This is a genomic window from Pseudoalteromonas peptidolytica (assembly GCF_012641745.1).
Taxonomy (GTDB): Bacteria; Pseudomonadota; Gammaproteobacteria; order Enterobacterales; family Alteromonadaceae; genus Pseudoalteromonas; species Pseudoalteromonas peptidolytica.
Genome location: NZ_WEHZ01000033.1, coordinates 23,665 through 37,085, shown reverse-complemented (window position 1 = coordinate 37,085; position 13,421 = coordinate 23,665). Strand labels below are relative to the sequence as shown.

Annotated in this window: 13 protein-coding genes; all 13 read right to left on the bottom strand. The window is 44.3% G+C overall.

Annotated features, from left to right (window positions below; translation table 11 throughout):
* Positions 1–15 precede the first annotated feature (15 nt).
* The 13 genes from F9Y84_RS18145 to F9Y84_RS18085 all read right to left on the bottom strand — a co-directional run bounded on the left by F9Y84_RS18145 (position 16) and on the right by F9Y84_RS18085 (position 13,362).
* Positions 16–1,395, bottom strand: a complete 1,380-nt coding sequence (locus F9Y84_RS18145) for a hypothetical protein (protein WP_147389474.1) — start codon at positions 1,393–1,395, stop codon at positions 16–18.
* A gap of 3 nt (positions 1,396–1,398) precedes the next feature.
* Positions 1,399–5,418, bottom strand: a complete 4,020-nt coding sequence (locus F9Y84_RS18140; RefSeq protein WP_147389473.1) for a hypothetical protein — start codon at positions 5,416–5,418, stop codon at positions 1,399–1,401.
* 22 nt (positions 5,419–5,440) lie between these two features.
* Positions 5,441–5,989, bottom strand: coding sequence for a hypothetical protein (locus tag F9Y84_RS18135; protein WP_147389472.1), 549 nt, complete (start codon positions 5,987–5,989; stop codon positions 5,441–5,443).
* Positions 5,982–6,587, bottom strand: a complete 606-nt coding sequence (locus F9Y84_RS18130; protein ID WP_147389471.1) for a hypothetical protein — start codon at positions 6,585–6,587, stop codon at positions 5,982–5,984. The genes F9Y84_RS18135 and F9Y84_RS18130 overlap by 8 nt, the downstream gene beginning before the upstream one ends.
* A 13-nt stretch (positions 6,588–6,600) precedes the next feature.
* Positions 6,601–8,895 (bottom strand): hypothetical protein, encoded by a 2,295-nt coding sequence (locus F9Y84_RS18125; protein ID WP_147389470.1) that lies wholly within the window; start codon positions 8,893–8,895, stop codon positions 6,601–6,603.
* Between the two features lie 214 nt (positions 8,896–9,109).
* Positions 9,110–9,463 carry a hypothetical protein gene (locus tag F9Y84_RS18120; protein WP_147389469.1) on the bottom strand — a complete coding sequence of 118 codons (354 nt, stop codon included), beginning with the start codon at positions 9,461–9,463 and terminating at the stop codon, positions 9,110–9,112.
* Positions 9,463–9,873, bottom strand: coding sequence for a hypothetical protein (locus tag F9Y84_RS18115; RefSeq protein WP_147389468.1), 411 nt, complete (start codon positions 9,871–9,873; stop codon positions 9,463–9,465). The genes F9Y84_RS18120 and F9Y84_RS18115 overlap by 1 nt, the downstream gene beginning before the upstream one ends.
* Before the next feature lie 2 nt (positions 9,874–9,875).
* On the bottom strand, positions 9,876–10,280 hold the full coding sequence (locus F9Y84_RS18110; protein ID WP_147389467.1) for a hypothetical protein: 405 nt from the start codon (positions 10,278–10,280) through the stop codon (positions 9,876–9,878).
* 6 nt (positions 10,281–10,286) lie between these two features.
* Positions 10,287–10,826: an HK97-gp10 family putative phage morphogenesis protein gene (locus tag F9Y84_RS18105; RefSeq protein ID WP_147389466.1), complete on the bottom strand. Its 540-nt coding sequence runs from the start codon at positions 10,824–10,826 to the stop codon at positions 10,287–10,289.
* On the bottom strand, positions 10,823–11,146 hold the full coding sequence (locus F9Y84_RS18100) for a hypothetical protein (RefSeq protein ID WP_147389465.1): 324 nt from the start codon (positions 11,144–11,146) through the stop codon (positions 10,823–10,825). The genes F9Y84_RS18105 and F9Y84_RS18100 overlap by 4 nt, the downstream gene beginning before the upstream one ends.
* Positions 11,147–11,149: 3 nt before the next feature.
* Complete coding sequence (locus F9Y84_RS18095) at positions 11,150–11,488, bottom strand: head-tail connector protein (RefSeq protein ID WP_147389464.1); 339 nt, start codon at positions 11,486–11,488, stop codon at positions 11,150–11,152.
* A gap of 72 nt (positions 11,489–11,560) precedes the next feature.
* A complete protein-coding gene (locus tag F9Y84_RS18090; RefSeq protein ID WP_147389463.1) occupies positions 11,561–12,001 on the bottom strand; it encodes a hypothetical protein in 441 nt (146 codons plus the stop codon).
* A 53-nt stretch (positions 12,002–12,054) separates the two neighbouring features.
* A complete protein-coding gene (locus tag F9Y84_RS18085) occupies positions 12,055–13,362 on the bottom strand; it encodes a phage major capsid protein (RefSeq protein ID WP_147389462.1) in 1,308 nt (435 codons plus the stop codon).
* Positions 13,363–13,421 lie beyond the last annotated feature (59 nt).

Sequence of the window (13,421 nt, the reverse complement as noted above, 5' to 3'; positions counted from 1 at the left end):
TTACCTCGGGTTAGGTTAATTAAATAGGTTATTGATTTGGTCGTGGGTTAACGTGCCATCGAGCGCAGCCGAAAACGCAGCTTGGATATTGTGTGTATTGCTGAGCATGGTTTCTAACGCCAACATACTGATTGCGCTATGCGCAGCCGAATGTTTTTTTAGCAATTCAACGTTGGCTTTGTCGTTGGTAATGTCTTTTGCAATCGCACTAACTTGTTCTGCCGGCTTTTCAATCTGCGCAGCTACTTGGGCAATGTTATTAACAAGATCAACTTGCGAGCGAGTGAGCTCATCGGCTTTAATGGTGCAGGCATTTGCCTTTAATATTGCAGTGTTAGCAGCATCTTTCGCACTACTCTCGCTGGACTTAATCATACCTGCAAACTGATTAACTTGCGTCGTTACAGCTGATGAGTTGGCAGCAATCTGCTCTTTGGCTTCCTCCACTCGCGTTGTTAGCTGTTCTGACAACTCAGCTACATGAGTGATTGCATTATTCTTATCTTGTGAAATTGCACTCTTAGCATCAGTGACACTTTGCGTTAGTGTGTCACCAAAGGTTTGGGTTTGTGTGAGAATGTCTTCACATTGCGCTTTAAACTGCTGCGCCGCTTGAGCGGCCTCTATGCTTAACTTACTATGGGCGGATGAGTGTTCAACGAATAAAGTGACTTGCTTAGCTTGTTCAGATATTGACTCACTAAAACCTGACACCTCACCATGTTTTGCTTCGACCGTTGCTGCCATATTTTGCACAACATTGAATACATCACTCACTTGGCCATGCTTTAAAACAACCTCATTATGCTTGGTATTTACATTGCTATTTTGAGCTTGCGCTTGAGTAAATTTACTCTCAAATTCACTTAATCTTGGTTCTACGGTCGCAAGTGTTTGTTTGTTTTGCTCGATGGCCGCCGCCATTTGGCTTAAATCGCTACTGGCTGTACTTGCAACCTGTGTCAGCCTGTTAATAAACGCAGGAGTTGGCACAGGTTTTTGCGTACCAAGAAAGTCTGTGACTGGGTAGGCGTCATCGTCTGAGGCATACCAGCCTGTCATTTCAGTTTCGCGCCGCTGCCACTTGGCTGTGAGTTCTGCAAGTTGTTTGGCGATTTCAGCCGTTGTTGTATGGGTAAAGTTCTTACACAGCCCGTATTTTATGTTTTGCAGCGCTACAGGCGAAAGGTAAGGTGTACCATCTACCTTTGATACTCTCAGCTCTGTATCACTAACCACTGCAACGACCTGCAGCAGTTGCGAGCCAATTTGCGGCAATTCAATAATCAGCAATGTGCCGGTTGTTGTTTTACCTACTGTTTGAAAATAGGTATTACTCCCTTGTATCACATTGCTATTTAACGCAAGTGATATGGTTCCCATGCTATGGATCATGATTTATCCCTTTATGTAAATCGCCGCGGCGCGTGCAAAATGGATTTCACCGTCTTTGGGGAAGGTGATAGGAAAGCGGTTTTGTGCTACTGCTTTTGAGATTGGCGCATCATCAGGGAGTCGCATGCCTTTACCAGGTATACTTGATGCACAGATATAGTCGTTCGTTTTGAGGTCGCCGCCCTCACTACATACGTTGATGGCACCCTCGCCCCCGGCATTAAAAATGGCAATATCATACGGTTCTGCCAGTTGCTCCCACCCCTCAAACCCTTTAAGTCCTGCGGGTTGGTCTATTTCAAGTGGCCTACGTGCAGTGTATACACCACGGACATCACCATCTAAACGATGATTACTCAAGCGTAACGTCCCGATGGCATTGGAAATGTCAGCTATGTGGATCAGCTCCACATCACACACAATGTCACCGACTTCAGGGTTAATCTCTTTAGGTAGTAAGCCTTCGTGGGCGCTGGTATGTGGGCCTATGGCACCTTGTTGAGCATAAAAAGCCCAATTTTTCGCACTTGAACGCACACCGGTGTATATCCCTATAATATCCGCGGCCACTGACACTTTAGAATTGTCACTGCCAAGCGTCATATTATCAGCATGAACATAGTTGAAATAAGCTGATCCTGTACTCTCAATTCCCCACCGAAAGCCGCCATTGGTAAACCCTGCAATACCACCATTTCGTGAACGGATCACATGACTAGAACTGGTGTGCCATTCAAAGGCATCGGCTGCAAATGCCATTTTCCCGGGTGTAATATCGAGCCCTGTTATCAGACCATTGTAGGTCACACTTAAACTGACTTTGGACTCAAGCCCCCCAAGGCGGCTTGCATGAGAACTCAGCTCAATATTCGCAGACGATACGCCGTGTTCAGCGCTACTTACTCTTGAGCTTAATGATTCCACCGCGGAGGCTGTACCATCTGACTTAGCTTCAACCTGAGAAACACGACCTGATACGGCGTCCAGCCCGTTCTCAATATCATTAGCACGAGTGAACATCGCACTGATTGCGCTGCTATTGTTGTCTGCATCCACCTCAACATTGTAAATACGGTTAAACGCCGCTGACACAGATTGATCGAGACCATTAGCACGTAAGGTCAGCTGACTGATTGCGGAACTATTACCATCAGCCGTGCTTTTAACCGTGTCTAACCTATCCGATACCGCGCCAATTTTACCGTCCATTTTGGCTTCCAACACCGTTGAAGCTGCGCTAATGGCTTCGTCGGTATCTGCGGATGAATAGTAGTTTTGCGCTAAGTTCGATTCGTTTTGCTCAAATCGAGCATTAGTTTCTATACGAACTTGGCTGATAGCCTCTTCAGTGTCTGTTTTTGTTAGGTAGTTTTGCTGGACATAAGCTCGATTTTCGTCCGTGGTACTTGCTAACTCAAGTCGAACCTGACTTATCGCCATTTCTGTGTCAGCTTTCGTCAAATAGTTTTGCTCTATATTCGACTTGTTCTCATTAACTTGAGATTGCAGTTGGGTTCTAACCAATGATATTGCTGTTTCGGTATCAGCTTTTGTAATGTAAGTCTGTTTCAGGTACGCTAAGTTTTCATTAACTGACGCCTGCAGCTCCAACGTTTTTAAACTAAACGCCTCCCTATCAGACGCCTGCTGAGCAAACACTTCAACAACTTTTGTATTTGTGAGATCTGTTTTCTTTTCAAGCGTTAGCGTACTACGCAAGTCTTGTTCAAAAACTTCAAATCCAGACAAAATACTTTTTAGCGTTGAGTCACCAAGAATATCTGCGGCTGCAATTTTATCTTTGATTTCGTCTATTTCCCTTGCAGTCACTCCAATACTTGAGAATGACTGACGAGCTACCTCTCCATCGTGATAAGCAACGATGGTCAAGCTTGCAGTTCCCAACCCTTGGTATTCAAGCGCTAGCTCAGAGTCTGATGAGTTACTTTTGTCGTTGGTCACTTCAATATCTAATGTGCCCAGCACCTCATTCAAGTGAACTACCAATAATTGATGCGCGATGACTTCTTTTGTTCGTTTGTCTCTGACAATTACTGTGACATTATTGCTTAATTCTTTTGGTAGCCACTCCCCACCTAATGCGGTCCACGTTGGGGACTGTGTCAAATCAAAATATAGTTGGCTTAACTGCTCATTTTTAGGTGCGGCGCCTGTTGAGAATTTGTGCTCAGCCCATGGACTCACACCGGAAGGGTTTACCGCTCGACAGCGGATCATGTATTCCGTTTTTGGCTCTAAACCCGTTACGGTAAATGTTGAACCCGTGGCCGATACCGAATTTTCAAATCCATCAAATATCCACTCAAACTTTGTGCCTACTCCTGACTTAGCCAGTGTAGCCATAAAATTGACCGTGGTGTGTGTCTTTGAGGTGACAGATATCGAGGGAGCAACAGGACGTACAACCTCAAATGATAATGCTGCCCAATCTGAGCGATAACCAAGCCCATTAATTGCGCGCACTTTAACCTGATATGTACCCGCCGATAGCTCATCAAGCACGCACTCATTTTGAACGACGGTGAGTTCAGATTTTAAGGCGCCTTGTTTTATTATGCGCACAACAAAACGATGATGAATTGATTCCCAGAAAAGGCGAACTCGACCATCTTCAAGCACTTCTGTTTGTAGATTTTCAGGGATGGAAACGTTACTTGGATCAGGGAGTGTCGAGTCCGGAATTGGCGCCCTAGAACCACCTAACAACCAATTATAGATATACGGTTGATGCTCTTGTAGTGTGAGCTTAAACCAACCATCAGGCAGCTGAATACTTTTTAGCAGTCTAAAAGGCTTATTATTAAAACCGAGCTTTTCATAATACACAGGGATAACATCACCAAAGGTGTACTGTAGTGCAACTGGTGACACTTCGAGTTCTAGCGTTAGCGACTCTCGGCTTAACATCGCTAGTACTCTCGCGTATTGTCTGGCCTCATAGTAATCGGTTATTGCATTCACCGTCACGCGCTGCTCAAGCAATTCACCGTTGTCCTGTTGCAGCCAAGTTCTAAATAAATCGCTATCCGGCTCTGGCCATGATACCTGCTGTTTAGAATAACGCTTGTCTTTATCATCAAATTCGACGATAACTCGGTTGTACCATTGCTCTTTACCAGACTCTGAGTATTTCAGAGACTTTCTAATGTGCTTGTCAGTAATTGTAAGGTTAACTGGTGCGTCGTCTTGTTCTATCACTAAAGTTAACTTGCCATTAATTTCAGGCAAGTATGCCCGCATGGGCTTGAGTAGTGTTGTGACATTATCAATGACTTGATTAGACGTATCTAAGATCACATTCGTAGTAAACAAAGGTTTTTTGACAGAGGCACCTTGATACTTAGGTACCTGCTGATTACAGATAGCAACCGCGCGCTTAAATGAGCTTACATCGAGATCAGCGCTGGACAGCCCTTTCCCGTAAACTTTATTGGTGAGATAGTCAAATAGACACTCTGCAGGGTTTTGAGAATAACGCGCAGCTCCACCCGACATTGGACGAACTCGTCGCCCTGATAACAACGCAGAGACTTGCGGAACGCCACGAAAAGGCGTGTCTTTTTCAATAGACCATTCGAGACGAATGTATGAGACCGCGCAACCGTCTAAACGATGATTTTTGTTTTTCGGATCAAAACCAGCCTTTGCTAACTCATCATAGTAATAGTTCCCCATTCCATTTGGGAAATTAATCGCATAGGCTAACCCATTGTATTTTTGATGCGTAATAGGATCATCACCAAGATAAACCTCATCAATACTGTGGACTGCCTCGCCCCACACGATGACCATGTGCAACAAATCATTTTCAACATCATCGCCATCATCTGGGTTCGTGGTATTTTGAAAAACAATCGTCCCAGTTGTTTTTCGCTTTCCATAGATAACATTGACGGGGTTGTCTGACGCAGGTTTAGTTAATAACGTACCTGAGTCTGGCTGTTTCGGTTCAGGTACCATCCAACCAAATAAGAATTTGAATACATCATTGAAGAAGCCCACTTAATACTACCTCGATTGAAATTTAGCTTGTGGGTTTGCCCCAAGGAATATCCTTGCGCACGAGTCCAGAAAACTCGAAACCCTTGTCGTTAGGAAAGAAAAGTTGTTGACTGGCTTCATTTGTGCGCCTACCTCTTGCCGCTTTAAAATCCGCCCAGATACTTGCTGCGCTAAGCTCTATCGACGCCTCATTTATACTCTCTGAACCGTCTCTGTTTATGAGCAGACCTTCCCATAACTGTAGTGCGAGCTGCACGGTCATCTCTTGATTAAAAAAGATTCGCTGAACACTCACCTTTCTATTCAGCCAGCTCTGATTGAAAAAAACGGCATGTACCTCTGGAGATACCGCGCTCAGTTTAAAGTTGACCTCATTTATTTTCGGTTTCCCGTCGACCTGAAAGCTTGGACATTTAATCCAAATGCCTGAGAGGTATTTAGCCCCAAATTCAATGTCGTGGGGGGCATCGGTAAATCGCAAGAAACCACTAGATAACTTTATAGTTAGCAAGTTTGCATAGGAATGTTCCCCCGCTAATAGCGCTTTTTGAGCAGAAGTCAAATTAAGCACGCCAAGCTTCCTCCATTTGTAGTACGAGCTTTTGCTCCTTTGCACTTTTTGCATTCAGGCTTAATTCATAGCTGTCTTTGGTCATCTCCATCGAGAAGTAGACATTATTTCCGGTGTGAACTGCTCCACCTTTGGAAATGCGCTGAAAAAGCGGCGGTGAAATATCAACAACCAATTTGCCTTGGCTGTTTGCACTGGCATCATTAATGACCATGTACACCTTCGGATGATTTGAGAATGAAATCAGATCGCCAGAACTCAGCTGGCCTCCAAAAGCACGTTCTATAGTGATTAACGTGCTAAATTGCTCAGCAGTCACCGCAACTGTTGCACCAACATTGACCCCTACACCAATAGCAGGAATTGGGTTTCTAATGCTGAAATTTTGAAATTGCCCCTGCAAACTATGGATAAACGCGAATAAACGCATGCTGCGCTTAAAATCAAGCTCAGGAGTCGTTATCTCAAGCTTCCACTGATGGGCACTACCAATTCTATTTTTTGGACGCTTTCCTCCGTGCGTCTCTTCACTTTGGGTTTGGTACTGCGTACCAAGCGTTGCCTCTTGAGGCAAAATAAGATCTTCAGGAAAGTTCATATCACCTACTCTACTAAAGCGGTTTATCAATTTTTGACTGGATGCGACCCATAAGCTCATTTTCGTTGTCATCCCACCATTTCTTAAAATGGTCTGTATTTAGCGCATTGACAGATAAGCTCATGTGTACGGTTGAGCCTCCTGATGGTGAAGCTGTAGCCTGAGACATAATTGCATCGTACATATGATCCAATTTAGCAACGGATTCATTCGTGTAAACTCGCTCCCCTTTATCCAATAACCACGTCCCTTCTGCAGGAATATGATCAATACCACTGTGCGCCATCCCCACCATACCGGCACTAACACCCGCAATCGCAGATGCCATAGGTTGCGCAACAGCAAGCGCCGCCCCCATAGCAGCAGGGGCTGCTGCTGGCCCCACAACAGGAATTGCAGCAGTGCTAGCAAATGCGTTTAAACCAGCCATGAAAGCCATCGCTTGCGCCTGCATTGACAAGAATCCCGCAGCACCTGATGCTGTAGTTTTGTTCAGTGTTTTTTCAAGCACCCAAAGTGCAAGGCGCTTTGCTCCCATTTCAGCTAGCGCCGCAACGGTGCTTTTAACGACACCACCCAGCACCCCTTTCATGGATTCAGAAAAGCTTTGCTGCGTGAACAACGCATCCGAAACACTCTGACCAATACCCTGTGTGAATCTATCGAATGTATTGCCCCACATACTTTGATAATCAGTTGTGGTTTGCTCTACTTGCGCGCGAAGCTGTTGCATAAATGTTTGGTTTTGCTGCAAGCTTTGAGTTTGAAACGTCTGCTCTGCTTGCTGTTTTAGCATGTAGTATTCACGATCAGACAGTTGCTTTTTATCTAATGCTGCTTTGTACTCATTCAGCTCCAACTGCAACTTCGCACGTTCTTCAGTCCAATCATTTTGGCGCATTAAACGCTTGAGAGAGAAGTATTCCTCGGCTTGTTTTAGGCGGGATTCGAAAGGATTTTTGATAGCAGTTTTGAAGTTATCTTGACTTGGCGGAGTGTATTCTGGCGCCTTTACTCCACCCAACTCAACCTTAACACTCACCACCTGAGCCTTTAGAGCTTTTAACGTATCTAACGCCCCTTTGAATGGCGCAGCTATGCCTTCTTGTTCTTCAAATTCACCAACTTGTTGCTCAAGACCGACTATCTGATCACCTAACGCACCTAAACTCGACAGCTTTTCGACATACGCTCGCACAAAAGCTTTCGCTTCTTTTTGTTGAGTCGCCGATAATTTGCGTGTACCGGCTTCGTGCTCTTGCAATACTTTCTGAGTTAATTGATAGCTCTCTGCAAGCTCTTCTACCGAGGCGGATTGTGCATCATATAAATTATTCAATTTCCGTAGGTTTCGCGTCATAACGATGTATGATGCGTTATGCTCACCTATTACTTTATAACTGGCGCTTTGGATCTCATAAAAGAGTTTAGAAACTCCTACAATACCAGCCTGAACCGAACCCAAGATGCTATTTACAATCGTCTTACCTAGACTCGCAAAGCCACCATTTGCATTTGCCGTGTCTGTTAACCACTTTCTCAACTCAATAGATACATACTCAAATACAGGCGAAGCCGCAGCTATTGTGTGCTGCCACATACCACCAAGCATGGCTTTTAATGTATTAACTTCTCTATAAGTTCGCTGTACGCCAGCAACGACATCTGAACTCATAACAAGACCGAGATCTTTTGCTAGCTTAACGTTGCCTGCAAACTCCCCCTTATTGCGGATCAAGGTGCCAAACATTTTTGCAGCAGAGTCGTTTATCTCATCAAGCCAAAAACGAGCTTCTGATTCACTCATTTTATCAAGCTCTTTGGTAAACCGCTCAAACTGCTCAGCAGGCTGTAACTTTTGCCACTCTTTAACATCTTCCCCAGTAACAGCGAAGAAGTCGGCAAGCGCCCCTCCTCCGCTTACAGCAAAATCCGTAACTTTAGCATTAAGATCTTTTATAACATCACCGAATTGATCGGCTTCCAATCCAGCCGCTTTAGTTGCAAAAATATATGCTTGATAGTCTTCAACTGGCAAAGACACGTTATCCGCCTGACGACGTATATCTTCGATAGATTTTAGTGTACGCTCCATTGCCACAAGCCCCGCACCCAGCGCCGCTGAACCAACAGCGACACCAGCCCCCATTTTTTTTCCAGCTTTTGCAGAAAAAGCAGTGAGATTACCTAGTTGTTTTTTTGCTCCAGAAACAAAGCTATGCGTAGACTTTGCCGCCCGAGTTAGTTCACGCCGAAGCACAGCACTATTCGCCCCAAGCATAATATTTAAGCTGGCTAGTGTACTCATACTTGCTTTGCTCCGATTGCATTAAGCCATTTACACGCTTCATCTGACGTCATACGAGGCTTGTTATTGGATGGTTGGGAAGCTTTTAATTGCAGGTTGCGAAAAGCAATGATCTCAGCTAGCTCCTGGGTAGTTAGCTTTACTTTGAGTTCAGACGGCAAACAGCCTAAATCGAGCGCAAGCTTTATGACAAAGGCGCGCAAGCCGTCTTTCTTTAGTTTTTTTCTAACTCCTCGATGTCGCCAGAACTGAACTCATTGTGCTTCTGTGCTTCAGCAAATAGCGATTTTAAAGGGCCGCTTTTTAGCTCATTTAACTTGGGAATATCGGACTCGTCGAACACCTTGTTGCCTTGCTCGTCTACACACACTTGTGCGATGAATGATGCCATGATTCGCCCATGAATTTTATTTCCTTTCTCATCCGAGAGAGTTTCTTCCCACGCTTCTTGATCTGCAAGTGTCATAGATTTAACGAACAAAGTACCAAACCCTTTCACATTGACAGGTACAGGTTTGTTCTGAGCCATGGACAGCGCTGCAAAAAAATCATCTTTTTTAAATGCCATTACACAATACTCCCAGTTTCTGATTCGATTGCGATTTTCATAACCAGCATGAGTCCCTTTCCTGACTCAGGCTTTTGAACCTTTGACTTAGATAGTTGAGCAATAAACTCCCATTTATTTGCTATTCCCGGTACTTGCACCAGAAGCTTTCTTTTTTCCTTTGCATTACCTGCTGCAATAAGGGCTTTTTGCCCTTCGTCATCTGGTTCGTATCTGCAAATCAGGTCTCGCTCAGCCCCCTCTTTACGTTTAGAGACCTCAAAGACCTCAGCGTCATCTGATAACACCGTCGTGTTAACAAACACTTCATCTTTACCTAAGTCCCCAATGTCTTCAAAGCCTACAATGTTAAGTGGATTCGCAGAGTCATTGCTGTCAGCAATAAAGAGTTTTGTGCCATCCGGTAACATAGTTATTCCTCGTATTGTATGGTGAAATCTTGAATTTGGTGGTATGTATCGGTGTCTGAGTTGAGCTTTGGGTGGGTGCCTTGCTCTTGGACACCGGCTATCTTAATGTCTGAGAAAACCCCGCGAAGTGACGACCACTGAGTTCGTATTGCTTTTGCAAGAAAAAACGCCTGCTCATCAGCAAAGTAACTATCGTCATCAGATCGCATCTTATCTACACAATTAATTTGTATCACCGCTTTTCTCGGACCGGTGTTATCAATTGATAACACCGGTTTATCGCTAATTATTTGGTAACTTACTGCAGGGAATTCACTATCATCTGGAATAACACTGTCATAAACTCCACGATGATACTGAGCTATTTCTGGCAGCCTTAGCATTTCAGTTATCGCGTTCTCTAGCATTGCTAACTACCCTCTAGTGGCTTTTCTTACGACTCGGTCAATGCGCGCCTTCAAATCAACCCTTGTGGCATTGAGTACAGCGTCTTCATTATTTAAAAGTGCTGGACGAATAAAAGGCTTTGGAGCAATACCAGGATGAAAGTTGTTTTCCCCCTCACCTACTTTTCCACGACTGCGTTTTGACTTGGCGTTAAGGTCGTGAGGCTTCACTCCCGACTCTAACCAATATGCGATAACACTGGCTGGAATATCTTTACCTGCGGCAGCTTGAATAGCCCGTACGTTATAAACACCGACATAGACAGCAGCGTCATATATATTATGATTTTGCTTTTTGTTCAGAGTTGATTTAACCCGAACAGATTCAGCGAGTTGACCCGTGTCTGAGTCAAAATTGGCAGCAATGTTACTCTCGATAGCACGTTTAACAATATTGCCTCCTGATCTAAGCGCCCCTCGCAACGCCTTGGCAGAAACTTCACCAGCAACATTTTTTAATGCCTGTTCTAACTCTTTAAAACCAGTTAAATTTGATTCAATCTTCATAGATTTCTTTCCAAATCAAACATGAGTTTCACGTTAGCGAGGTCGACGTTAGTCACATCGCTAACGTTGTATCGTATTCCACCAACTTCAATACAAACGACGCTTTCAAAATTAGCCCGATAATCGCATGAAAACGTAGCTTGCGCCGTTGATACCTCTAAAGAATCCGTGCTGTCTTTATCACCGCGTTTTTTTATAAAAAGCCCTTTTACTGTCGACAACAGCACCAGCTTTTTGCTGTCACCACGCTTGCCCTGAACTTTTTCCTCATTGAAGAGCTTAGCGCGGTGGCGCTTTTGTGATGCTCTTAGTCGATACATACACTACCCCACTAACACTCTGACAAATGGCTTGATTGCCGATTGGTATGCCTTGGTTTCGGTCATGGGTCTTGATGTTTCAGCTTCCGCCGTGGACCAAAGCGACCCCAGCTGCAAAAGCGTTGCTGTTTCTAAGTTGGCTCTTTTAAAAGGAGAGATTTCATCCAGTATAATTGGGCACTCGGCGTTTTCAGGCACCTCCGCCCCCGTTTGGTAAATGTCACGGCCAATGTCTGCGACAACCAGACCAATCGCTTGCGGAATAAGCGCCTCTATCTTGGGGTTATCAAAGTCGTCTTCGACATTTAACTGTTGCTTAGCTCTGACTAGGGTTATGATCATGCGGCACTCGCTTACAAAAAAGCCGCCTGCAAAAGCAAGGCGGCTTGGCTTACTCAATTGGATAAGTTAGTTCTAGCTTTCAGGTTTATAAGCTTTTGCCACTGGTGGTTTAAAACTTAAAATCCGCTCTGCATTTTTCGCATCGAATACGGCTTTGTCACCTTTGGTGTATCGACCATAAGGGCCTAAAAACTCCAAAAACACTTTCTCTCTTGGATTCAGCTCTTGCAATGATTCCTGTGGTGCTTCTTCACTCTCTAAGGACTTATAAAAATCATAAGCCTGATCCCGCTCCGCAGATGTTGGCTTTACCTTTTTGGTTTGACCACTGTCATCAAATACCAACACTTCTAGGTCTGTCACATTTGGCTTTTCTGCAGGATTTAAAACAGCTAACTTAGCAACAAAGAACAACACCGCTTCAGGGCAAGAGTTGAGTTCAACCCCTGTTTTTTCTACCTGTTCAAAAGAGGGCTCAACTAAATTTTTTTCTAACAGCTCTGCATTACTCATAATCTTTCCTATTTCTCACCCTGCCTGATTCAACCAGACAGGGGGTTATTTAATTAAAACTTGATATCAGTACCTACAATGATCCCTTCATTATGTCGGAAACCGATATCATTACCGGTGACCACACGCAGTACCGATTGGTTATTTGAGTATGCAGAAACTAGGTTGCCCGACGCATCTTTGTATGTTGCTTCTCGACTAAAATCAATTGTCATAGCATTCGTTTCACCAATGATCACATCATTAAAATCGGCAAAGTAGATTTCAGACAGATCAGTAATCGAACCATTGACTAAATTGTTTGGAATGTTTGTGGTTTTTTTGAATGGGTAGTTTTTCAACATGCCCTGTGACATTTCAGGGTAAAGCTTGTTGCCATTACCATCACGTAAACCATATAAGAACATTGCAGTACGAGGAGAAAAAGCCCAACCACAGCTCACCATGGCACTATCAGAATTTTCAAGCTCTAATATTAAGCTATCTAGGTATTTATCAACGATGTACCCCACCTGTGAGGCATTGCTCATATCACCGGTAAATTTAACCGTTCTACCTGCAGCTTGAGCGGCGGGCCGCAAACCTGTTGGCGTGTTGTTCGTACCATCGTCACGTAAGAACGCTTTGTCTTGACGAGTGGCTGTTGCAGTGAGCATGTCATTTAAGAAAATACGCTCAACATTGTAACCGGCATAACCAATCAGCTCATTTGAAATAGGCACAATGGTCATTTGCGTTTTTGCAGACAGTTTCACATCGTCTGTTGATTGACTTTCAGCATTGCGCGATTCGTTTTCGCCCTTATAGCCAGATACCGCACCGCCAGTGTGGCGTGGGATAGTCAAATTACCATTCACTAAAGGCACAGTTTGGGCTCCAAGGGCACGAACCACTGTTTTTGGTCGCAGCAACTCAATAAAGTCATCACTCAGTGTTTCAGGCACTAATGCGCCACCGGATCCCTCTGCCGTAGAAACGGCCAGTGCAACGTCTTTATCACCAATTTCTTTGGCTGCAAAATTTTCAGCAAGACTAAGGTCACCTTTACCTGCCGCAATAGCCATACCAAAACGGGCTATTTTTGCACCTGGATACTCTTTCAGCTCTTTCTTTACATGAATCGCTAGTGAGCCACCGGAGCTTTCTTGGGTAACCGGTGTGGCTTGCTCTGCTGCTAATTGCTCAGCGTAAGAGATGTTATTGATTTTTTCTTTTAGTTCAGAAATTTCACCTTGCAGGTTAGTGAACTCAGAACGCTCATCATCACTTAGCTTTCCCTCGCTTTCTAACTTCGAAGCGAGAATTTTTACGCGCTCAACCTTGATGTTGTGCGCGGCTCTTAAGTCGGATAGTTTAAACATGGCTTTACCTTTTTTATGACACAAAAAAAGGCCGCACACGGCGACCTTTAAGACTGAAT